23 protein-coding genes are annotated in these 19,916 nt (G+C 68.7%); 10 read left to right on the top strand and 13 right to left on the bottom strand.

The genetic code is table 11. The features are described 5' to 3' along the window. The first annotated feature begins 8 nt into the window (after positions 1-8). From eno to AC07OH_RS01925, 5 genes are read left to right on the top strand one after another with little or no spacing between them, the layout of a single operon-like run. Entirely contained in the window at positions 9-1,292 is a 1,284-nt protein-coding gene (eno, locus tag AC07OH_RS01945) for a phosphopyruvate hydratase (protein WP_099796284.1), read from the top strand. Positions 1,293-1,307: 15 nt separating this feature from the next. Next, positions 1,308-1,586: a cell division protein FtsB gene (gene ftsB, locus AC07OH_RS01940; protein WP_070059525.1), complete on the top strand. Its 279-nt coding sequence runs from the start codon at positions 1,308-1,310 to the stop codon at positions 1,584-1,586. Between the two features lie 25 nt (positions 1,587-1,611). After that, positions 1,612-2,244, top strand: coding sequence for a nicotinamide riboside transporter PnuC (gene pnuC, locus AC07OH_RS01935; protein WP_495299379.1), 633 nt, complete (start codon positions 1,612-1,614; stop codon positions 2,242-2,244). Then, positions 2,241-2,918, top strand: a complete 678-nt coding sequence (locus AC07OH_RS01930) for an AAA family ATPase (protein ID WP_495299378.1) — start codon at positions 2,241-2,243, stop codon at positions 2,916-2,918. The genes pnuC and AC07OH_RS01930 overlap by 4 nt, the downstream gene beginning before the upstream one ends. 52 nt (positions 2,919-2,970) lie before the next feature. Then, a complete protein-coding gene (locus AC07OH_RS01925) occupies positions 2,971-3,945 on the top strand; it encodes a hypothetical protein (RefSeq protein WP_495299377.1) in 975 nt (324 codons plus the stop codon). A 3-nt stretch (positions 3,946-3,948) separates the two neighbouring features. On the opposite strand, the gene AC07OH_RS01920 is transcribed toward AC07OH_RS01925, so the two are convergent. After that, entirely contained in the window at positions 3,949-4,824 is an 876-nt protein-coding gene (locus tag AC07OH_RS01920; RefSeq protein WP_495299376.1) for an AraC family transcriptional regulator, read from the bottom strand. 106 nt (positions 4,825-4,930) lie between these two features. Between AC07OH_RS01920 and AC07OH_RS01915 the strand changes: the two genes are divergently transcribed. Beyond that, positions 4,931-5,710 carry an SDR family oxidoreductase gene (locus tag AC07OH_RS01915; protein ID WP_495299375.1) on the top strand — a complete coding sequence of 260 codons (780 nt, stop codon included), beginning with the start codon at positions 4,931-4,933 and terminating at the stop codon, positions 5,708-5,710. A 25-nt stretch (positions 5,711-5,735) separates the two neighbouring features. Continuing rightward, positions 5,736-6,608 (top strand): NAD(P)-dependent oxidoreductase, encoded by an 873-nt coding sequence (locus AC07OH_RS01910; RefSeq protein WP_495299374.1) that lies wholly within the window; start codon positions 5,736-5,738, stop codon positions 6,606-6,608. Between the two features lie 12 nt (positions 6,609-6,620). Here AC07OH_RS01910 and hslO read toward each other — a convergent pair whose 3' ends face one another. Both hslO and AC07OH_RS01900 read right to left on the bottom strand, forming a co-directional pair. Beyond that, complete coding sequence (gene hslO / locus AC07OH_RS01905) at positions 6,621-7,619, bottom strand: Hsp33 family molecular chaperone HslO (protein WP_495299373.1); 999 nt, start codon at positions 7,617-7,619, stop codon at positions 6,621-6,623. Positions 7,620-7,650: 31 nt separating this feature from the next. After that, positions 7,651-8,175: a gamma carbonic anhydrase family protein gene (locus AC07OH_RS01900; protein WP_070059531.1), complete on the bottom strand. Its 525-nt coding sequence runs from the start codon at positions 8,173-8,175 to the stop codon at positions 7,651-7,653. Between the two features lie 39 nt (positions 8,176-8,214). Here AC07OH_RS01900 and AC07OH_RS01895 point away from each other — a divergent pair, with 39 nt between their 5' ends. Both AC07OH_RS01895 and AC07OH_RS01890 read left to right on the top strand, forming a co-directional pair. Then, on the top strand, positions 8,215-9,027 hold the full coding sequence (locus tag AC07OH_RS01895) for a ferritin-like domain-containing protein (protein WP_495299372.1): 813 nt from the start codon (positions 8,215-8,217) through the stop codon (positions 9,025-9,027). Then, a complete protein-coding gene (locus tag AC07OH_RS01890) occupies positions 9,024-9,704 on the top strand; it encodes a pentapeptide repeat-containing protein (protein ID WP_495299371.1) in 681 nt (226 codons plus the stop codon). The genes AC07OH_RS01895 and AC07OH_RS01890 overlap by 4 nt, the downstream gene beginning before the upstream one ends. 12 nt (positions 9,705-9,716) lie before the next feature. On the opposite strand, the gene AC07OH_RS01885 is transcribed toward AC07OH_RS01890, so the two are convergent. From AC07OH_RS01885 to phnD, 9 genes are all read right to left on the bottom strand, one after another. Further along, entirely contained in the window at positions 9,717-10,169 is a 453-nt protein-coding gene (locus AC07OH_RS01885; protein ID WP_495299370.1) for a MaoC family dehydratase, read from the bottom strand. A 39-nt stretch (positions 10,170-10,208) separates the two neighbouring features. Then, a complete protein-coding gene (locus AC07OH_RS01880; protein WP_495299369.1) occupies positions 10,209-11,342 on the bottom strand; it encodes a thiolase family protein in 1,134 nt (377 codons plus the stop codon). Positions 11,343-11,436: 94 nt separating this feature from the next. Continuing rightward, entirely contained in the window at positions 11,437-12,018 is a 582-nt protein-coding gene (locus tag AC07OH_RS01875; protein ID WP_095947288.1) for a TetR/AcrR family transcriptional regulator, read from the bottom strand. Positions 12,019-12,063: 45 nt separating this feature from the next. Then, positions 12,064-13,056, bottom strand: a complete 993-nt coding sequence (locus tag AC07OH_RS01870; RefSeq protein ID WP_495300953.1) for a Bug family tripartite tricarboxylate transporter substrate binding protein — start codon at positions 13,054-13,056, stop codon at positions 12,064-12,066. A gap of 41 nt (positions 13,057-13,097) precedes the next feature. Continuing rightward, the gene (locus tag AC07OH_RS01865) at positions 13,098-14,066 is read right to left on the bottom strand and encodes a Bug family tripartite tricarboxylate transporter substrate binding protein (RefSeq protein ID WP_495299368.1); all 969 of its coding nucleotides are present in this window, start codon (positions 14,064-14,066) and stop codon (positions 13,098-13,100) included. A gap of 74 nt (positions 14,067-14,140) precedes the next feature. Then, a complete protein-coding gene (gene psrA / locus AC07OH_RS01860) occupies positions 14,141-15,244 on the bottom strand; it encodes an iron-containing alcohol dehydrogenase PsrA (protein ID WP_495299367.1) in 1,104 nt (367 codons plus the stop codon). A 50-nt stretch (positions 15,245-15,294) separates the two neighbouring features. Then, positions 15,295-16,113 carry a phosphonate ABC transporter, permease protein PhnE gene (gene phnE, locus AC07OH_RS01855; RefSeq protein ID WP_495299366.1) on the bottom strand — a complete coding sequence of 273 codons (819 nt, stop codon included), beginning with the start codon at positions 16,111-16,113 and terminating at the stop codon, positions 15,295-15,297. After that, positions 16,110-16,967 carry a phosphonate ABC transporter ATP-binding protein gene (gene phnC / locus AC07OH_RS01850; RefSeq protein ID WP_495299365.1) on the bottom strand — a complete coding sequence of 286 codons (858 nt, stop codon included), beginning with the start codon at positions 16,965-16,967 and terminating at the stop codon, positions 16,110-16,112. The genes phnE and phnC overlap by 4 nt, the downstream gene beginning before the upstream one ends. Beyond that, positions 16,964-17,827: a phosphonate ABC transporter substrate-binding protein gene (gene phnD / locus AC07OH_RS01845; protein ID WP_062482233.1), complete on the bottom strand. Its 864-nt coding sequence runs from the start codon at positions 17,825-17,827 to the stop codon at positions 16,964-16,966. The genes phnC and phnD overlap by 4 nt, the downstream gene beginning before the upstream one ends. A 250-nt stretch (positions 17,828-18,077) precedes the next feature. Here phnD and AC07OH_RS01840 point away from each other — a divergent pair, with 250 nt between their 5' ends. Continuing rightward, complete coding sequence (locus AC07OH_RS01840; protein WP_495299364.1) at positions 18,078-18,962, top strand: LysR substrate-binding domain-containing protein; 885 nt, start codon at positions 18,078-18,080, stop codon at positions 18,960-18,962. Between the two features lie 14 nt (positions 18,963-18,976). Here AC07OH_RS01840 and xerD read toward each other — a convergent pair whose 3' ends face one another. After that, positions 18,977-19,891, bottom strand: coding sequence for a site-specific tyrosine recombinase XerD (gene xerD / locus AC07OH_RS01835; RefSeq protein WP_492677954.1), 915 nt, complete (start codon positions 19,889-19,891; stop codon positions 18,977-18,979). Positions 19,892-19,916: the final 25 nt, after the last annotated feature.

Raw genomic sequence — 19,916 nt, 5'->3', positions numbered from 1 at the left:
AGATAGAGATGAGTGCAATCGTTGACATCGTCGGCCGCGAAATTCTCGACAGCCGAGGCAACCCCACCGTCGAGTGCGACGTGCTGCTCGAATCGGGCACCATGGGCCGTGCGGCCGTGCCCTCGGGCGCTTCGACCGGTTCGCGTGAGGCCATCGAGCTGCGCGACGGCGACAAGAGCCGCTACCTCGGCAAGGGCGTGCTGAAGGCCGTCGAAAACATCAACACAGAGATCTCGGAAGCCGTGCTGGGCCTGGACGCCAGCGAACAGGCCTTCCTCGATCGCACGATGATCGACCTGGACGGCACCGACAACAAGGCCCGCCTGGGCGCCAACGCCACCCTCGCCGTCTCGATGGCCGTGGCCCGCGCCGCGGCCGAAGAGTCGGGCCTGCCCCTGTACCGCTACTTCGGCGGCATGGGCGGCATGCAGCTGCCGGTGCCGATGATGAACGTCATCAACGGCGGCGCGCACGCCAACAACAGCCTGGACCTGCAAGAGTTCATGATCATCCCCGTGGGCGCCAAGAGCTTCCGCGAGGCCGTGCGCTATGGCGCTGAAGTGTTCCACGCCCTGAAGAAGATCCTGGGCGACCGCGGCATCAGCACGGCCGTGGGCGACGAAGGCGGCTTCGCCCCCAGCGTCGAGAGCCACGAAGCGGCCATCCAGCTGATCCTGGAAGCCATCGACAAGGCCGGCTACGTTGCCGGCGAACAGATCGCCCTGGGCCTCGATTGCGCGGCCAGCGAGTTCTACAAGGACGGCAACTACGTGCTGTCGGGCGAGAACCTCACGCTGTCGGCCGGCAACTGGGCCGACATGCTGGCGACCTGGGTCGACAAGTACCCGATCATCAGCATCGAAGACGGCATGCATGAAGGCGACTGGGACGGCTGGAAGCTGCTCACCGACCGCCTGGGCAAGCGCGTGCAGCTGGTGGGCGACGACCTGTTCGTCACCAACACCAAGATCCTGCAAGAAGGCATCGACAAGGGCATCGCCAACTCGATCCTGATCAAGATCAACCAGATCGGCACGTTGACCGAAACCTTCGCCGCCATCGAGATGGCCAAGCGTGCCGGCTACACGGCCGTCATCTCGCACCGTTCGGGCGAAACCGAAGACAGCACCATCGCCGACATCGCCGTGGGCACCAACGCCGGCCAGATCAAGACCGGTTCGCTGTCGCGTTCGGACCGCATCGCCAAGTACAACCAGCTGCTGCGCATCGAAGAAGACCTCGGCGACATCGCCGTCTACCCGGGCCGCGGCGCGTTCTACAACCTCAAGTAGCGCCTCGCAGCCTGCATGCGCGCGCGCTTCGTCCCTCCTCTCATCCTGGTGCTGCTGCTGGTCATCCTGCAGTGGCAGCTGTGGAACGGGCGCGGCAGCGTGCGCGAGGTCGCCCAGCTCAGAACCCAGCTGGCCGACCAGAAGGACGCCAACGCCAAGGCCGCCCTCAACAACGAGCGGCTTGCGTCCGAAGTCAATGACCTGAAAGACGGCCTCGAGATGGTCGAGGAACGCGCCCGCGCGGAACTCGGCATGGTCAAACCGAACGAAGTCTTCGTGCAGATCGCGCACTGACCCTTTCCTTCGCCACCGCTTCTCGATGCCAGAGCTTCTCTCGGCCTCCGCCTTTGCGCTGTGGGGTTCTCCCGTCACCTGGCTCGAACTCGTCGCCGCCGTGCTCGCGCTCGCGATGGTCGGCTGCAACATGCGCGAGATCCACTGGGGCTGGCCGCTGGCCATCGTCAGCTCGCTGCTCTACGTGGTGGTGTTCGCCAACGCACGCATCTATGGCGACGCCTCCCTTCAAGTTTTCTTCGCTTTCGTCGCCCTGTGGGGCTGGGCGCAATGGCTGCGCGGCTTTCGCGCCGACGGCAGCGCCTTGCGGGTCAGCCGGCTGTCGCCGCGCGGCACCATGTACGCCCTCGCGGCCTGCGCGATTGCGTGGCCCGTGGTCGCCCTCTTCCTGCGCCGCTTCACCAACACCGACGTGCCCTGGTGGGACGGCTTTGTCACCGGCCTGAGCCTGGTCGGGCAGTTCCTGCTCGGGCGCAAGTTCATCGAGAACTGGCTCATCTGGCTGGCCGTGAATGTGGTCAGCGTGGGCCTGTTCATCCACAAGGGCCTGTGGCTCACGACGGCGCTGTACGCGGTGTTCGCCGTGCTCAGCGTGGCCGGCTTCCTGGCATGGCAGCGACGCCTGCCGAAGGCCACCACGAAGGCGGTGCCCGCATGACACCGAACCTGCCGACCGGCTGCGTCATCGCGCTCGTGGGTGCCGAGAGCACCGGCAAGACCGAACTCTCGCGCGCCATCGCGCAGCGCCTGCAAGACCGCGGCACGCCCGTCACGCTCGTGGGCGAGTACCTGCGCGAATGGTGCGAGCGCGAGGGCCGCACGCCCCGACCCGACGAGCAGCAAGCCATCGCCGACGAACAGAGGCGCCGCATCGACGCCGCTGCCGCCACGGGCGTGGTGGTGGCCGACACCACGGCGCTCATGACGGCGGTCTACAGCGAGCAGTTGTTCGCCGACACCTCGCTCTACGACAGCGCCCTGGCCGCGCAGCGGCGCTATGCCATCACGCTGCTCACCGCGCTCGACCTGCCCTGGGTGGCCGACGACATGCGCGACGGCCCGCACGCGCGCCAGCCGACCGACACGCTGGTGCGCGCCGCGCTCTCGCGCGCGGGGCTCTCGTATGCCGTGGTGCACGGCAGCGGCGGCGAACGGCTGGCGAACGCTTGGAACGCGATCAACACCATCGCCGGCAACGAAGGCCGCGCCCGCACGCGCACCCGCCGCGATGCCAAGCCCGCCTCGTGGACATGGCCTTGCGAGAAGTGTTCCGACCCGGAATGCGAACATAAGCTTTTCAGCGACCTGATGGCGCGCCGCGACCCCACCTGAGCCTTCCGGTTCTTGCGCGTTCGCGCGCCCTCTCCCCTTCACCGGAGACCCGATGCCCGTTTCGATTGCTGCGCGCCGCGCTCCCGCCGCCGCCTTCCTCGCCCTGCTGCTGGCCGCCGGTGCCGCTTCTGCAGCGCCCGTTGCTGCCACCGTCGAGAACGCCACCACCTCCACGGCCTGCGCCGAGGAAGACAACGTGTCGATGGTGCTACGCGGCGACGGCATCCGCCGCCTGCGCATCGAAGCGCTGCAGCCGAGCTACCTCGGCAGCATCGGCAACGACGTCACCGCGCCCGATTTCTCGGGCTGCAATTTCGACGGCGGCGCGCACCCCACCGACCCCGCGCACCGCTTCAGGAAGCGCACCGTCGTGCTGCTCGACAACGCGCAGTGGCGCATCGTCGGCATGACGCTGCCGACCTTCTGGCGGCCAGCGCGCGTGCCGGTGCAGGTCGGCATGCGCCACGACCGCGGCTTTCACCTGCTGCAGGTGTTCAAGAAGGAAAAAGGCAAAGCGCTCGAGGCCATCGTGTTGTACCCGTCCGACGGCTACTGGCGCCTCAAGCCGCTGCCCGAGGCGCGCTTCGGCGACGGCGTGTACGGCTCGTCGTTCCTGCTCGGCCCGGTCGTGCAGGCCGGGCGGCCGGTGGTGAACATCGCGTCGATCCGCGTGGTGCCGAAGCCCCTCGCCATCCACCTGCGCTTCACCGACGGCGGCAAGGCGGTGGCGCGCGTGACCGAGATCAGCCGCACCCGCACCGCGCTCGACGTGACGCTCTCCAAGCCCACGGCGAGTGCGAAGCAACCCTTCGCGGTGCTGCGTTCGATGTACGTGACGCCCGACAACGCCGACATGAGCGAGGTGCGCTGGCAGGCCTCGCCGCAAGCGGCCGAGCAGGTGTTGCCGCTGCCCGAGGTGAAGACGCTGAACGCCACGCAGGTGCGCTTCGGCCGCAGCCTGCCCTCGAAACACAACACCAGCGCGCCCGACATCGCATTCAGCGGCTTCGACGACGAAGCGCGCTGAACCCTACGCTGCGCGCCGCACCTCGCCGGGCGTGAGGCCCAGCACGCGGCGCATGCAGCGCGCCATGTGGCTCTGGTGCGAGAAGCCGCTCTCGAGCGCCACGAGGCTCGCGGGCATCTCGCTGTTCAGCAGCAGGCTGCGCGCGCGGTCGACACGGCGGTGCACCACATACGCATGCACCGCCTGGCCGGTCGAGCGCTTGAACTGCGTCTTCAGGTGCGAGGCGCTCAGGCCTGCGACCTCGGCCAGCGCGGCCAGCGACAGGTCGCGATCCAGATGCGCCTCGATGAACTCGGTGACACGCTTCAGCTGCAGCCGCGTCAGCCCCTGCGCGGGTGACGGCGCCACCTGCGGGCCGGCCGCGATCAGCTGCACCGCGAGCGCGGTGCCGAGGCTGTCGGTGTAGAGACGGCCGTTGGGAAAGCCCGCGCGGCGCTCGGCGTCGAGCGCCCAGGCGATGTGCTCAATCTGCGGGTTGCGGAACTGGTGGCGCTCGCCGAGCACCGCGCGCTCGGCCGGCAGGCCCATCTCGTCGGCCGTGCGCACAAGCAGCGCGGGCGCCATGCGCACCACGACCGAGGTGCTCGGCGACTCTTCATGCCAGATGTCGGTGCTGCCGGCCGGCAGGATGTCGAGGTCGCCGCGCGTGTAGAGAAAGCGATGGAACTGGCAGGCGCCTGCCACCGGTGCGCCCGCGTGCAGCTTGAGGCGGTGGTCGGGCAGCGCCTCGTAGCCAACGACCCCGCCGGGGGTCTGGCGCACGTCGACGCGCAGGCTGTCGGTGGCGGGCGGTGCGACGAAGCTGTCGGCCGACAGCGCCACCTCGCACGCCACACCACCGTGCCCGCGCAGATCGGTGTCCAGATCGGTATCGCTCATCGAAACATTATGGGCCGCGCGCGGCCTGCATGCTGTCGACCGTTTGTGCTCCCCCACGGCTGAACGTGCGCGACCGCAAGCCGTGCGATCCGGATCATCGACGGCCATGAACACCACACCCCACACCCCCTACGCAGGCAAGAAAGCCGTCATCACCGGCGGCACCCTCGGCATGGGCCTGGCCACCGCGCAGGCGCTGCTCGACGGCGGCGCCGACGTGCTCGTGACCGGCCGCAATCCGCAGAACCTGGAGGCCGCGCGCCGCGTGCTCGGCCCGCGCGCGCATGTGCTGGCGTCCGACGCGGCCTCGCTGGCCGATATCGACGCCCTCGCCGCCACGGCGCGCGAGCGCTTCGGCCGCATCGACCTGCTGCACATCAACGCGGGCATCGCGTCGCTCGAGCCCTTCGAGCAGGTGACCGAGGCCGGCTACGACCGCGCCTTTGCGGTCAACACCAAAGGCCCGTTCTTCACGGTTCAGCGCCTCGCACCGCTGATGCCGGCGGGCAGCGCCATCGTCTTCACCTCGTCCATTGCCGACGAAGGCGGCATTCACGGCATGAGCGTGTACAGCGCCACCAAGGCCGCGCTGCGCTCGATGGCCTCGGGCTTCGCGGCGGAGCTGGTGACGCGCGGCATCCGCGTGAACGTGGTGAGCCCCGGCTTCATCGACACGCCCACGCTGGGCGTGACCGACGCGAGCGCCGAGGAGCGCGCCGAGTTCATGCGCCTGGGCGACCAGATCACGCCGATGCGGCGCCACGGCACCTCGGCCGAAGTCGCGCGCGCGGTGCTCTTCTTCGCCTTCGAGGCGACCTTCACGACGGGCGCGCGGCTCACCGTCGACGGCGGGCTGGGCCAGGGCCTGACGCCGGGCGCCGCTTGATCCCATTTCCGAACAAGGACTTCACATGACCGACGTTTCCCTTATCGGCCTCGGCCCCATGGGCCTGGCCCTCGCGCGCGCCCTTCAATCTAAATTCACGCTGACGGTGTGGAACCGCACGGCCGAGCGCGCGCGGCCTCTGTTGAACCAAGGCACGGTGCTCGCACCCACGGCCCTGGCCGCCGTGCAAGCGAGCCCCGTGGTGCTGGTCTGCGTGGCCGACTACCCGGCGTCGCGCGCGATCCTCGCCGCGCCCGGCGTTCACGATGCGCTGCGCGGCAAGGTGCTGGTGCAGCTGAGCACCGGCACGCCGCAGGACGCGCGCGACGACTGGGCCGCGCTCAGCGGCGTGGCGTATCTCGACGGCGCCCTGCTCGCCACGCCGGGCCAGATCGGCCGGCCTGACACGCCGCTCTTCATCTCCGGCGAAGCGCGCGCCCTCGCCGCCTGCCGGCCGCTGCTCGAAGCCATCGCCGGGAACATCCAGCACATGGGCGAACCGATCGGCAACGCGGCGGCCTGGGACCTGGCCACGCTGTCATGCATGTTCGGCGCGATGAGCGGGTTCTTTCACGGCGTGCGCATCTGCGAAGCCGAAGGGCTTCCGGTGGACGGGTTCTCGCAGATGATCGGCGCGATCTCGCCAGTGCTGGGAGAAATGATCCAGGCCGAGGGCGAAGCCATCCACGCCGGCCAGTACGGCGAGCCCGAGAGTTCGATGGCCACCTGCGCGGGCTCGGGCCGGCTGTTCGTGAAGCAGGCGCGCGAGGCGCAGCTCGACGCGGGCTTTCCGGACTTTTTGATGGGGATGTTCGACCGCGCGCTGGGCGCGGGCCTGGGCAACGAACGCCTGGCCGCGATGGTCAAGGTGCTGCGGCAGCAGCCGCAGCCCGCTTGAACCGCGTCGCGCTTACTGGACGACCGGGCTGCCCGGCAGCTGGTCGCCCAGCGGCTTGAACAGCTGCGCGGTGTCGATCGCGTCGAAGCGGTACTGCTTGCCGCAGAAGTCGCAGCCGACCTCGATGTCGCCGCGCTCGGCGAGGATTTCCTCGGCCTCTTCCACGCCGAGCCCGCGGATCATCTGCGCCACGCGCTCACGGCCGCAGGTGCACGCGAAATGCGGGCCCAGCAGGCCGGCCTGCGGCTCGAAGCGCAGCAGCTTCTCTTCCCAGAACAGGCGGCGCAGGATGGTCTCGACGTCGAGCGTGAGCAGCTCGTCGCGCGTGAGGCTCGACGCGAGGATCGAGATGCGGTTGTATTCCTCGTTGCGGCCGATGCGGTCTTCGCTGGCCTGGTCGCGGTCCTTGTCGGAGGTGCCTTCGAGGTTGCCCTCGCCCTTCACCGGCAGGCGCTGGATCAGCAGGCCGGCCGCCACCTTGTCGTCGGCCGCGAGCACCAGCGTGGTGTCGAGCTGCTCGCTTTGCAGCATGTAGTGCTGCAGCACGTCGCTGAGCTTGCCCAGCTTCTCGCCGTCGTCGCCGAACAGCGGCACGACGCCCTGGTACGGCGTGGCACCCGGGAGCTTGTCCTTCGGGTCGAGCGTGATCGCGCAGCGGCCCTTGTTGTTCACGTTGACCATGTCGGGCAGGCGCGCGTCGGCCGGCAGGTCGCCGATCACCTTGGCGGTGGCGCGCAGGCTCAGGTCGGGCTTGGCCTCGGCCACGGCCACCTTCACGGGGCCGTCGCCGAAGATCTGCAGGATCAACGCGCCGTTGAACTTGATGTTCGACTGCATCAGCGTGGCCGCGGCCGTCATCTCGCCGAGCAGTTCGGCCACGGGCGGTGGGTACGGGCCGGTGGCGGTGTTGGAGGCGCGCCGCGCAAGGATCTCCTGCCACGCATCCGTCAGGCGCACGATCATGCCGCGCACCGGCAGGCCATCGAACAGGAATTTGTGCAGCTCGCTCAAAACGGAATCTTTCTCTGTGTGCCTGCGCAGGTCAGGCGATTTTCTTGAGGCCCTTCGCGAAGCGATGGGCGTTTTCTACGTAGTGCTCCGCACTCTGGCGCAGCTTGGCGGCGGCGGCATCGTCGAGCGTGCGCACCACCTTGGCGGGCGAGCCGATGATGAGGGAGTTGTCGGGAAACTCCTTGCCCTCGGTCACGACGCTGCCGGCGCCAACGATCGAATTGCGGCCGATCTTGGCGTTATTCAAGACCACCGCCTGGATGCCGATCAGCGAGTTGTCGCCGATGGTGCAGCCGTGCAGCATCACCTGATGCCCCACCGTCACGTTGTCGCCGATGGTCAGCGGGCAGCCGATGTCGGCGTGCAGCACCGACAGGTCCTGGATGTTGCTGTTGCGCCCGATGGTCAGCACCTCGGTGTCGCCGCGCAACACGGCGCCGAACCAGACGCTCGCGTTCTCGGCCAGTTCGACATTGCCCATGACCTGGGCGCTGTCCGCGACCCATGCGCCTTCGCCAAGGCGCGGTGCAATGCCATCCAATTCGTAAATCGCCATCGTGGTTGTCTCCGGAGGGGCAAAACTAGAATTGTAGGGATGCACCCCCGATTGAGCGCGCTGGCCGCGCTGCGCCTGACAGACCCCGACGACAAGGTGGCCGCCACGCGCACCACAGCTGCACAGGCAGCTACTGTTTTCATAGCACTCGAGCCCCTGCGCACGCCCGGCGACGATGAGGGCGTGCCCGGCCGTCCCGAGCGCCCGCTGCGCGTGGCCGCCACCGCCGTGCAGAAGCGCTCGCCGTTCACGCCCGAGGGCCGCGCCGCGCTGATCCATTCGATCTGCCACATCGAGTTCAACGCCATCAACCTCGCGCTGGACGCCGTGTGGCGCTACGACGGCATGCCCGAGGCCTACTACCGCGACTGGCTGCGCGTGGCCGACGAAGAGGCGCAGCACTTCACGCTGCTGCACACGCACCTGCAGGCCATGGGCTGGCGCTACGGCGACTTTCCGGGCCACGACGGCCTGTGGAACATGTGCGAGAAGACGAAGGACGATGTGCTCGCGCGCATGGCGCTGGTGCCGCGCACGCTCGAAGCGCGCGGGCTCGACGCCACGCCGCTGATCCAGTCCAAGCTGAAACGCGTGAACACGCCCGACGCGCTGCGGGCGGTCGAGATCCTCGACATCATCCTGCGCGACGAAGTGGGCCACGTGGCCATCGGCAACCACTGGTACCGCTGGCTGTGCGAGCGCGCCGGGCTCGACGCCGAAGCCAACTACCCGGCCCTGGTCGCGCGCTACGACGCGCCGCGCCACAAGCCGCCCTTCAACCTCGAAGCACGCGGCCGGGCGGGCTTCAGCCCCGCAGAGCTGCGCGCGCTGACCGACTCCCGTCCCGAATGACCGAAGTGATTTCCGACCAGACCTGGTCACGCGCCGAGCTGCAAGCCTGCCTGCAAGGCCGCGACACGCCGCCGCATTTCGAACGCTGCCATTTCGACGAGGCCGACCTGTCGCGCCTCGATCTGCGCGGCGCGCAGTTCACCCTGTGCAGCTTCGCCGAGACCTCGTTCGAGCGCGCGCAGTTGGCGGACACGCGCTGGGTCGGCTGCCGCGCGCGCCAGGCCGACTTCGGTCTGGCCGACCTCACGAACGCGCGCTTCCAGGACTGCGACCTCAACAACACGCAATGGGCGCGCGCCAAGCTGGCCTCGGCGCTCTTCACGGGCGTGAAGCTCACGGGCGCGCACCTCGGCGAGGTGTCGGCGCTGGGCGTCGTGTTCAAGGACTCGTTGCTGATCGACGCGCACCTGCGCGGCCTGTCGTTCCGCAAGCAGACGCTCGCGCAGCTCGACCTGTCAGAGGCCGACCTGTCGGGCTGCGATTTCCGCGAGACCATCTTCGAAGGCGGCAGCCTGCGCAACGCGCACCTGAAGCTCGCTCGCTTCGAAGGCGCCGACCTGCGCGACGTGGACTTGGGCGGCCTGCGGCTGGCCAACGCCGCGCCGTTCAAGGGCGCGACCATCTCCCACCGCCAGGCCGCCGCGCTGGTCGAGGAACTGGGCCTGCGCGTCGTCTGAGTCGCCCGAGGATCAGGACGTCGCGGTGCGGCTGTGCACCACCAGCTTCGGCGTGAAGTACTGCAGCACCTCGCCGCGCTGGTTGCGCGTCTGGCAGCGCATCGAGACCATCGCGCGGCCGGGCTTGGAGCGCGAGGGCGTGATGTCGACCACCTCGCTCACCACATGCAGCACGTCGCCGGGCCGCGTGGGCTTGGGCCACTGCAGGTCGCCGCCCGAGCCGATGATGCCGTCCGCCAGCGGAATGCCGCTGTCGACCAGCAGCTTCATGGTGAGCGCCGCCGTGTGCCAGCCGCTCGCGGCCAGCCCGCCGAAGAAGGTGTTCTTGGCGGCCTCTTCGTCGGTGTGGAAGGGCTGCGGGTCGAACTGCTGCGCGAAGGCCTTGATCTGTGCCGCGTCGAGCAGGTGTTCGCCACTCTGGAAACGGTCGCCGACCTTCAGGTCTTCGAGATACAGCTTGTCCATGGGAGTCTCCTTGTTGCGTTGCCCGTCATTCTCGGGCGATCAGACGCGCTCGAGGATGGTGGCAATGCCCTGCCCGCCGCCGATGCATTGCGTGGCCAGCGCATAGCGGCCGTTCTCGCGCGCCAGCAGCGCCGCCGCCTTGCCCGTGATGCGCGCGCCGGTGGCGCCCAGCGGGTGGCCGATGGCCAGGCCGCCGCCGTCGAGGTTGACGGTGGCCGGGTCGAGCCCGAGGTCGCGGATGCTGGCCAGCGCCTGCGACGAGAAGGCTTCGTTGATCTCGACCACGTCGAGGTCGGCCACGCTCAGGCCCGCGCGTGCGAGCGCCTTGCGCGTGGCGGGAATCGGGCCGATGCCCATGACGGCCGGGTCGACGCCCACGGTCGCGAACGAGCGGATGCGCGCCAGCGGCTTCAGGCCGTGCTTCGCGGCAAAGGCGTCGCTGGTGACCAGCACGACAGCCGCACCATCGGTCAGCGGCGACGAGGTGCCCGCCGTGACCACGCCGTCGGGGCGGAACGCGGGCTTGAGGTTGGCGAGCGCCTCGGCCGAGGTCGAGGGGCGGATGCAGCCGTCGGCATCGACCACCTCGCCGGAGGCCAGGCGCACCGGCACGATCTCGCCAGCCAGTCGGCCCTGCGCACGCGCCTCGGTCGCCTTGCGGTGCGATTCGACGGCCAGCGCTTCCTGGTCGGCGCGGCTCACGTTCCAGCGCTGCGCGACGTTCTCGGCGGTCTCGCCCATCGAGATGTAGGCATCGGTGCTGGCCAGCAGCTCGGGGCTGGGCGAGAAGTTGAAGCCGCCCTGCGGCACCATCGTCATCGACTCCACGCCCACGCACAGGAAGGCCTCGCCCATGCCCGCCTCGATCTGCGCGGCGGCGATGTGCACCGCCTGCATCGACGAGCCGCAGAAGCGGTTCACCGTCATGCCGCCCACCTCGTGCGGCAGCCCGGCCAGCAGGCCGACGATGCGCGCGAGGTTGTTGCCCTGCGACGCCTCGGGGTAGGCGCAGCCCAGGATGATGTCTTCGAGCAGCGCCGGGTCGAGGTCGGTGCGCTGCAGCAGGCCCTGCACCACGCCGGCGGCGAGCGTGTCGGGGCGCACTTCGGCCAGCGCGCCCTTCTTGGCGAAGTGGAACGGGGAACGGGCGTAGGCGGAAATCACGGCTTTCATGGGAACACTCCTTGAGGAAAAACTACCTTCCAATCGGTAGGCTTCGGGGTTCAAAAAAAGGCACGTCCGGCGTGCCCGTGGTGAAACGGATCGGTCAGTCCAGCGGCAGTGCGCGCCGCAGTTGCGCGATGGCGTCGTCGAAGTCTTCGACGCGGCCCGTCATGCGCGACGCGAGCAGCGCACCCTGGCACGACGAGAACACGAAGGCCGCGAGCGAGGCCACGGGGTTGTCTTTCTGCGCCTGCGCCGGCACCAGTGCGCCGAGCACGCCGGTGAGCCACATCACCTGCGTGTTGCGCAGGGCCTGCACGGCCTGGCGCAGGTCTTCGTTGATGCAGTCCCAGCCCGGCGCCAGCGCACCGGCCGGGCACAGGCCCGAGCCGGCCTTCAGCGTGTTGCGGTACATGCGGAAATAGGATTCGAGCGCGTCCTTGGGCTCGCGCGCGCGCGCCGCCACCCAGTCCTTGAAGCCCTGCGTGGCACCCTGGATCACCGCGATGCCCAGCGCTTCCTTGGTGGGAAAGTGGTGGTACAGGCTCGCCTTGCGCACGCCCACCGCGTTGGCCACGTCCTGGAAGCTGAAGCCCAGGTACGAACGGGTTTCGATGAGCCCGCGCGCCACCGCGAGGATCTGATCGCGGGTGCCGCCGGGGGCCAGGGTGGAAGCGTCATGCATCTACCTACTATAAGGTAGGGAAACCCGCCCCTGCAAGCGCCGGGGTCAATCGGCCTTGATGCCCGCGGCCTTCACGATGCGGCCGTTGCTCTCGAACTCGATGGCGATTTCCTTGGCGAAGGCGGCCGGCGTGCCCGGGGCGGGCACGTTGTCGGTGGCCGTGAGCTTGGCGCGCAGCTCGGGGCTGGCGAGCGCCTTGTTGATCTCGGCGTTGTACTTCGCGACCAGCGCCGCCGACGTGCCCGCGGGCGCGAACACGCCGAACAGCGAATGGATGTTGGCCGCGCTGTAGCCCAGTTCGGCCAGCGTGGGCACCTGCGGCAGGCTCTCGAGCCGCGCGGGCGCGCCCGCCGCCAGCGGGCGCAGCTTGCCCGACTGGATGTGCGCCGACAGCGTCGGGCTGGCGTTGGTCGACAAAATTTCGAACTGCCCGCTCAGTGCATCGTTGAGCTGCTGGCCGCCGCCCTTGTAGGGCACGTGCGTGATGTCCACGCCGGCCGCCGCGCGCACCTGCTCGAGCACGATGTGTCCGAGCGAGGCCGGCCCCGACGTGGCCCAGCGCACCGCGCCGGGCTGCGCCTTGGCCTCGGCGATCAGCGCGCGGAAGTCCTTCGCCTTGCTGGCCGGCGTGGCCACCAGCAGCACGGGCGAATACATCACGCTGGCCACCGGCACGATGTCCTTCAGCGGATCGAACGGCAGCTTGCCCAGGTGCGGGCTCAGCACCAGCGGGCTGATGGCCGAGAAGCCCAGCGTCGCGCCGTCGGGCGCGGCCTTGGCCACGGCGTCCATGCCGATGGCGCCGCTCGCGCCCGCGCGGTTGTCGACGATCACCGTGGTGCCCAGCTGCGCGGCGAGCCGGTCGCCGAGCGCGCGGGCGACCACGTCGCTCACGCCGCCCGCCGGGTAGGCCACGATGAGCCGCACCGTGCGCGGCACGGCCTGCGCATGCGCGCCGCTGGCCGCGCACAGCGCCGCGGCGGCGAGCAGCCGGGTCGTGGTGCGGCGCGAGTGCTTGGAGGCGGCGAGGAAGTTCATGGTGTCGATGAAAGGCATGCGTCGATGAGATAGAAGATCGGTCAGTCCAGCTGCAGCTTGCGCTCGCGGATCAGCTTGGACCATTTCTCATTGTCCGCCTTGACGAAAGCCGCAAAGGCCGCCGGGCCGAGCGGATGCACCTCGGCGCCGGCCGCCGCGAACTTGGCCTTGATCTCGGGCGTCGCCAGTGCTTTCGCAAGTTCACCCGACAGGCGATCGACCACCTCCTTGGGCATGTTGGCGGGGCCGACCAGGCCCTGGAAGCCGACCGCCTCCATGCCTGCGAGGCCCAGCTCCTTCACGGTCGGCACGTCGGGCAGTTGCGGGTCGCGCACCGGGCCGGTCACGGCCAGCGCCTTGAGCTTGCCGCCTTTCACCTGCGGCAGCAGCACGCTGCCCGCGTCGATGAGGATCTGCGTCTGCCCGCCGAGCAGGTCCTGCACGGCCGGCGCGCTGCCCTTGTACGGCACGTGCGTCATGTCCAGGCCCGTCACCTGGTTCATGAGCTCGCCGTTCAGGTGCGTCGAGGTGCCGTTGCCACCCGAGGCGAAATTGACCTTGCCGGGCTGGCCCTTGGCCCACGCCACGAACTCCTTGAGGTTCTTCGCCGGATGGTCGGGCCGCGTCACCGCGATGTAGCTGCCCTGGCTGATCTGGCCGATGTAGGTGAACTGCTTGATCGGGTCGTACGGCGGCTTGCTCTGCAGGTACGGCGCGATGGCGAAGGGGCCGGTGTTGGCCAGCAGCAGCGTGTAGCCGTCGGCTGGCTGGCGCGTGAGCTCGGTGGCCGCGATCATGCCGCTGGCGCCCGGCTTGTAGTCGACCACCAGCTGCTGCTTGAGTGCTTCCTGCAGCGGCACCTGCACCGTGCGCGCCGCGAAGTCGATGCCGCCGCCGGGCGGGTAGCCGACGATCAGGCGGATGGGCTTGGCGGTGGGAAAGCCCTGGGCCATGGCGAGGCCGGCGGTCGTGGCCAGTGCGAGGCCGGTGCAGAGTCTGCGAAGGTTCATGGATGTCTCTGGATCTCTCTTGAATGGGAGCGTCCATTTTGAAACATCCCGGGCCCTCGCGGCCCCTGCGCAGCTCAGGCTTCCTGCACCTGTACGTCGTTGCCGATGAAGTTGCGCCCGCGCGCCCCGCCCTGCGCATGGCGCAGCATCTCGCGCGCCTCGTCCTCGCCCACGCCGTAGTCGGCGAAGCGCGTCTTCACGCCCAGCGATTCGATGAAGGCCGCGAGCTGCGCCGGCGCGTCGGCCAGCGGCATGCGCAGCGCCTGCGCCAACACCGCGTCGCGGTCAGACCGCCGCCCGATGGCGCGCGCCAGCACCATCGGCAGCGGGAACGAACAGGCGATGCCGTGCGGCAGGCCGTAGCGCAGCGTCATCTCGTAGGAGATGGAATGCGCGAGCGCGGTCTTGGTGTTGGAAAACGCCATGCCCGCCTTCAGCGCCGCGAGTGCCATGCGTCCGCGCAGGTCGACGTCGTCGAGCCGGGCCATGAGCTGCGGCAGCACCTCCAGCGTGTCCTGCACCGCTGCCACGGCGAAGGTGTCGGACAGCGGATTGGCGTTGACGTTCCAGATCGCCTCGAGCGCGTGCGACAGCGCATCGAGCCCGCTCTGCAGCGTGACGGCCGCGGGCAGCGACAGCATCAGCTCCGGGTCGATGACGGCATAGGTCGGCCAGGTCTGCGGCAGGTGCAGCGAGTACTTCTTCTGCCGCTCGCGGTCCCAGATCGTGGCCCAGGGCGTGACCTCGCTGCCGGTGCCGGCGGTGGTGGGCACGGCGATGAGCGTCTTGTGGCGCGTGGCCACGAAGGGCCGCTCGCCCGCGAGCCCCGCCACCAGGTCCGCGAAGCGCCCGTGGTCGTCGGCCACCATCAGCGCCTTCGCCGTGTCGATGGCGCTGCCGCCGCCGACCGCGACGATCACCTCCACGTCGGCATGCGTGCGCCAGAACCATTCGTAGGTCTCGGCCAGTTCCGCCACGTCGGGGTTAGGCCGCGTCTGGTCGAGCGTGCAGGCCAGCGCGTCGCCTAGCACCGACGCCAGCCGGTCCAGCAGGCCCAGTGCGCGCGCCTCGGGAAAGGTCACCAGCGCGGCGCGCCGGCCTTCGAGCAGCTTCGGCAGGGACAGCAGGGCCCCTGCCCCGTACACGCTGTGCACGGGGTTGTGGTAGTTGGCGCTCATGGGAAAGTGGGTTCAGGAGGCGGCGAACGCCGCAGGGAAGGAGCGGGCCATCAGCGCGCGCCCTGCTGGATCCAGCCGCGCAGCCGGGTCGAGAGGTAGTCGGCCGTCATGACCATCACGACGATCACCAGGATGCAGGTGGCCGTGTCCTGGTACTGGAACAGTTTCATGCTGCCCACGAGCTCGAAGCCGATGCCGCCCGCGCCCACCATGCCCAGCACCGTGGCCTGGCGCAGGTTGGTCTCGAAGCGGTAGACGATCACGCCGATCCACGCGGTGACCACCTGCGGAATCACGCCGAAGATGATGGTCTGGATCGGTCCCGCGCCGGTGGCGCGCAGCGCCTCGATCGGGCCCTGGTCGATCTCCTCGATCGACTCGGCGAAGAACTTGCCGAGCATGCCCGCGCCATGCAATGCCAACGCCAGCACGCCGGGGAACGGGCCGAGTCCCACGGCCGCCACGAAGATCAGCGCCAGGATGATCTCGTTGATGCCGCGCGTGATGTTCAGCACCTGCCGCATTGCATGGAACACGGCGACGTTCGGCGAGATGTTGCGCGCCGCGAAGAAGCACAGCGGCACCGCGAGGATCACCGCCAGCAGCGTGCCCCACAGCGCGATCTGCACGGTCTCGATGGCCGGCTTCACGAGCTTGCCCATGAACTCCCAGTTGGGCGGCAGCATGCGCCCGAGGAAGTCGGCGATCCAGGGCATGCCCTTGCCGAGTTCGCTGAAGCTCACCTGGCTGCCGATGGCGGCCCACCAGAACACGCCGAATCCGGCGAGCACGGCCACGGCGTACTTCCACCAGCCGGGGTTGCCGGCGCTTCGGGCGATCAGCAGGTTGTAGCGTCCGAGGGCGATCATGATTGCTCCATGGCGAGTTGCGTGGCGGTGCGCACCGGCGCCGCATGAAGGGCCGCGGCGGGCACGCTCGGTGCTGCGGTGTCGGGCTCTGCGCCGGCAGCCGCAGCGTCGGTGCCCTCTTCCACGCCGCCCGGATAGATGAGGTGCAGCACCTCGTCGGTCAGCTCGTCGGGCCGGCCTTCGAACACGATGCGTCCGGCCGCCACGCCGATCACGCGCTGCGCGAACTCGCGGGCGTAGTCGACCTGGTGCAGGTTGCAGATCACCGTGATGCCGTCCTGCCGGCTGGCCTGCTTCAGGTAATTGAGCACCTTGCGCGAGGTCTTCGGGTCGAGGCTGGCCACGGGCTCGTCGGCCAGGATCACCTTGGGCTTTTGCGCCAGCGCGCGGGCGATGCCCACGCGCTGCTTCTGCCCGCCCGAGAGCGTGTCGGTGCGCAGGTCGGCCTTGGGGTCGAGTTCGACGCGGCGCAGGCATTCGCGGGCGATGGCGATGTCCTTCGCGGGGAACACCTGGAACCACGACAAGAGCGCGGGCATGGAACCCAGCCGCCCCGTCAGCACGTTCTTGAGCACCGACAGGCGCGGCACCACGTTGTAGTGCTGGAAGATCATCGCGACGTCGCGGCGCACCTTGCGCAGCCCGGCGCGGTCACCGCGCGAGCGCTCCCCGTCCACGTGGATCTCGCCTTCGCTCGGCTCGGCCAGGTGGTTGATGCAACGCAGCAGCGTCGACTTGCCCGCACCCGACGCGCCGAGGATGACGACGAACTCACCCTTGGCCACCGTGAGGTCGACACGGTGAAGCGCGGTGAAGTCGCCGTAGCGCTTGCACAGCCCGCGGATTTCGATCATTTCATCTTCCTCAGGTCGAGGTTCAGCACCTTGGCCGTGTCGCGGATGATGTTGTAGGCCGCATCGTTGGTCGGGTGGAAACCGTTGAGCAGGCCCTGGTCGGACCAGGGGATGTCCTTCACCTGCAGGAAGGCGGCCTGCACGCGCGTCTTCAGGTCGGCGGGCAGGTCCTTGCGCCACACGGTGGGCGACTCGGGGATCGGGTCCGACTTCCAGACTTCGACCAGGTCTTCGCGCTTGACCAGGCCCTTGGACACGGCAGCGTCGAGGATGCGGTCGGCGATGGCCGCGGCATCGACCTTCTTGTTCTGCACCGCGATCGCGCTCGAGTCGTGCGAACCCGAGAAGATCACGCGGCCGAAATCCTTGTCGGGGTTGAAGCCCGCCTTCAGCAGGCCGGCCTTCGGGAACAGATGGCCCGAGGTGGAACTCGGATCGACGAAGGCGAAGGTCTTGCCCTTGAGGTCGGCCACCGTCTTGATGCCGGTGTCCTTGTGGGTCACGATCTGGCTGTGATAGGAGGTGCGCCCGGCCTTCTTAGTCTCGGCCACCGCGAAGGCCTCGATGTCGGCCACCGTGGTGCCCAGCACATACGAGAAGGGGCCGAGGTAGGCCACGTCGAGCCGCTTGGAACGCAGCGCCTCGATCACGCCGTTGTAGTCGGCCGCCACGAAGGGCTTGACCGCAAAACCGAGGGCCTTGGACAGCATGTCCATCATGGCCTGGCTGTTGGCAATCATGGCGCGCGAGTCCTCGGAAGGAATCAGCCCGACAGTGAGAACCTGCTGTGCCCGTGCCATCGGCACGAAGGCGGACGCTGTCACGGCGGCAGTGCCGAGCAGCAGCTTTCTACGCTTCATCATGGTTGTCTCCAGTGGTCTGCGTTGCATGGAATCCTCAGGTCGTTTCGAAGGGCAAAAGTACCCGTCTCGAGTCTTCCAGTCGTGCGTGTCATGGTCATGACAACGTGAGGATTCGGGACGTCCGGCGTGTTTCTGTCGAGGCCTGGTCCGTCTTGAGCGCGAGTACATCACTGGTACTCATATCGATCAAATTCAAATTTTTTCGATGATCTATATACTGAACCTATAGATCAGAAAGGCTCCCGCGATGCGCCTCACCCAGCTGCGTTCCTTCTATGCCGTGGCCCGCGAAGGCAGCTTCACGCGGGCCGCCGAGCACCTGCACGTGAGCCAGCCCACCATCACCACGCAGGTGCGCTTTCTCGAAGAGGCCTACCAGGTCGAGCTCTTTCACCGGCGCGGCCGGCGCGTGCAGCTCACAGAGATCGGCGAACAGCTGATGCAGCTCGCGCAGCAGATCTTCAGCCTCGAAGGCGATGCGGTGGCGCTGCTCGGCGACGCCGGCAAGCTGCGCACCGGCCACCTGCGCGTGGCGGCCGTGGGCCCGTACCATGTGACCAAGATGCTGGTCGACTTCAGCCTGCGCTACCCCGACGTGAAGGTCACGGTGAGCACCGGCAATTCACAGGACGTGCTCGACCGCCTGCTCGACTACAGCGCCGACGTCGGCGTGCTCGCGCAGCTGGTGCGCGACGACCGCTTTCTGTCGGTGCCCTTCAGCCAGCACCCGGTCGTGATGTTCGTGCCCTCCACGCACCGCTTCGCGAAGCGGCGCAACATCCGCCTCGCCGAGCTGCAGGGCGAACGGCTCATCCTGCGCGAGCAAGGCTCGACCACGCGCAAGGCGCTCGAACTGGCGCTCGCGAAAGCCAAGGTCGAGGTCGACGTGGTGATGGAGATCAGCAGCCGCGAAGTGATCCGCGAAGCCGTGGCGCAAGGCCTGGGCATCGCGGCCGTGTCGGGCGTGGAGTTCGTGCCGGGGCCCAACCTGCACATGGTCGGCTTCAGCGACGCAGAAATCTTTACCTATGCCCACGTGCTGTGCCTGGCCGAGCGGCGCGAGATGCGCATGGTGAGCGCTTTCTACGACACGCTGGTGCCCGCCATCGAGGCGCGCAAGCGCAAGAGCTGAGAACGAAGGCCGCGTCAGCCGCGCGGATGGTGCGCCGCGTGCAGCTGCTTCAGGCGCTCGCGCGCCACGTGCGTGTAGATGGTGGTGGTCGAGATGTCGGCATGGCCCAGCAGCAGTTGCACCGCGCGCAGGTCGACGCCATGGTTCAGCAGGTGCGTGGCAAACGCATGGCGCAGCGTGTGCGGCGACAGTGGCACGTGGATGCCGGCAGCCGCGGCTTGCTTCTTCACGATGACCCAGAACATCACGCGCGTCATGCCCGCACCGCGTGCGGTCACGAACAGGTCGGGCGTCTGCTGGCCGTCGAGGATCACGGGGCGCGACTCGTCGAGGTAGCGCTCGATCCAGCGCCGCGCCTCGCCGCCGAAGGGCACGAGGCGCTCCTTGTTGCCCTTGCCGAGCACGCGCAGCACGCCGTCGTTGAGGCTCATGTCGATGGCCTTCAGGGCGACCAGCTCGCTCACGCGCAGGCCGCTCGCGTACATCAGCTCCAGCATCGCGCGGTCGCGCAGGCCGAGCGGGCTCTCGACATCGGGGGCGGCCAGCAGGTCGTCGACCTGCTTCTCGGACAACGTCTTGATCGCGCGCGGCATCTGGCGCGCCGGCATGAGGCGGATGCTCGGGTCGGCCGTGATGCGGCGCTCGCGCAGCGCCCAGCGGTAGTAGCGCTTGAACACCGTGAGCCGCCGGTTCGCCGACGTCGCCTTGCCCTTGGTGGACAGGCGCACGCCCATGTAGGCCTGCAGGTCGGTCTCGCGCGCGGCGTCGAGCCCCATGCCGTCGCGCTGTTCGCGCAGCCACTGCGCGAACAGCGCGAGGTCGCGGCGGTAGGCGGCCAGTGTGTTCTTCGACAGCCCGTCCTCGAGCCAGAGGGCGTCGATGAAGGTGTCGATGTCGGCGGTGGGGGGAGCGGCGGCGGCCTCGGTCATGCGGTGCAAGATAACAAAAGAAAAA

This window comes from Variovorax sp. GW821-FHT10C12, assembly GCF_059415405.1.
Note: the sequence above shows the minus strand (reverse complement) of the source record. Positions and strands in the feature narration are given on the sequence as shown.

What these genes read in the sequence shown, in the direction of transcription:
- AC07OH_RS01875 (WP_095947288.1), bottom strand. Translation starts at nt 12,018, where the DNA reads ATGCATGACGCTTCCACCCTGGCCCCCGGCGGCACCCGCGATCAGATC.
- AC07OH_RS01925 (WP_495299377.1), top strand. Translation starts at nt 2,971, where the DNA reads ATGCCCGTTTCGATTGCTGCGCGCCGCGCTCCCGCCGCCGCCTTCCTC.
- AC07OH_RS01930 (WP_495299378.1), top strand. Translation starts at nt 2,241, where the DNA reads ATGACACCGAACCTGCCGACCGGCTGCGTCATCGCGCTCGTGGGTGCC.
- eno (WP_099796284.1), top strand. Translation starts at nt 9, where the DNA reads ATGAGTGCAATCGTTGACATCGTCGGCCGCGAAATTCTCGACAGCCGA.
- xerD (WP_492677954.1), bottom strand. Translation starts at nt 19,891, where the DNA reads ATGACCGAGGCCGCCGCCGCTCCCCCCACCGCCGACATCGACACCTTC.
- AC07OH_RS01840 (WP_495299364.1), top strand. Translation starts at nt 18,078, where the DNA reads ATGCGCCTCACCCAGCTGCGTTCCTTCTATGCCGTGGCCCGCGAAGGC.
- AC07OH_RS01920 (WP_495299376.1), bottom strand. Translation starts at nt 4,824, where the DNA reads ATGAGCGATACCGATCTGGACACCGATCTGCGCGGGCACGGTGGTGTG.
- phnC (WP_495299365.1), bottom strand. Translation starts at nt 16,967, where the DNA reads ATGATCGAAATCCGCGGGCTGTGCAAGCGCTACGGCGACTTCACCGCG.
- AC07OH_RS01890 (WP_495299371.1), top strand. Translation starts at nt 9,024, where the DNA reads ATGACCGAAGTGATTTCCGACCAGACCTGGTCACGCGCCGAGCTGCAA.
- AC07OH_RS01900 (WP_070059531.1), bottom strand. Translation starts at nt 8,175, where the DNA reads ATGGCGATTTACGAATTGGATGGCATTGCACCGCGCCTTGGCGAAGGC.
- phnD (WP_062482233.1), bottom strand. Translation starts at nt 17,827, where the DNA reads ATGAAGCGTAGAAAGCTGCTGCTCGGCACTGCCGCCGTGACAGCGTCC.
- AC07OH_RS01915 (WP_495299375.1), top strand. Translation starts at nt 4,931, where the DNA reads ATGAACACCACACCCCACACCCCCTACGCAGGCAAGAAAGCCGTCATC.
- phnE (WP_495299366.1), bottom strand. Translation starts at nt 16,113, where the DNA reads ATGATCGCCCTCGGACGCTACAACCTGCTGATCGCCCGAAGCGCCGGC.
- AC07OH_RS01895 (WP_495299372.1), top strand. Translation starts at nt 8,215, where the DNA reads ATGCACCCCCGATTGAGCGCGCTGGCCGCGCTGCGCCTGACAGACCCC.
- AC07OH_RS01910 (WP_495299374.1), top strand. Translation starts at nt 5,736, where the DNA reads ATGACCGACGTTTCCCTTATCGGCCTCGGCCCCATGGGCCTGGCCCTC.
- ftsB (WP_070059525.1), top strand. Translation starts at nt 1,308, where the DNA reads ATGCGCGCGCGCTTCGTCCCTCCTCTCATCCTGGTGCTGCTGCTGGTC.
- psrA (WP_495299367.1), bottom strand. Translation starts at nt 15,244, where the DNA reads ATGAGCGCCAACTACCACAACCCCGTGCACAGCGTGTACGGGGCAGGG.
- AC07OH_RS01885 (WP_495299370.1), bottom strand. Translation starts at nt 10,169, where the DNA reads ATGGACAAGCTGTATCTCGAAGACCTGAAGGTCGGCGACCGTTTCCAG.
- AC07OH_RS01865 (WP_495299368.1), bottom strand. Translation starts at nt 14,066, where the DNA reads ATGAACCTTCGCAGACTCTGCACCGGCCTCGCACTGGCCACGACCGCC.
- pnuC (WP_495299379.1), top strand. Translation starts at nt 1,612, where the DNA reads ATGCCAGAGCTTCTCTCGGCCTCCGCCTTTGCGCTGTGGGGTTCTCCC.
- AC07OH_RS01880 (WP_495299369.1), bottom strand. Translation starts at nt 11,342, where the DNA reads ATGAAAGCCGTGATTTCCGCCTACGCCCGTTCCCCGTTCCACTTCGCC.
- AC07OH_RS01870 (WP_495300953.1), bottom strand. Translation starts at nt 13,056, where the DNA reads ATGAACTTCCTCGCCGCCTCCAAGCACTCGCGCCGCACCACGACCCGG.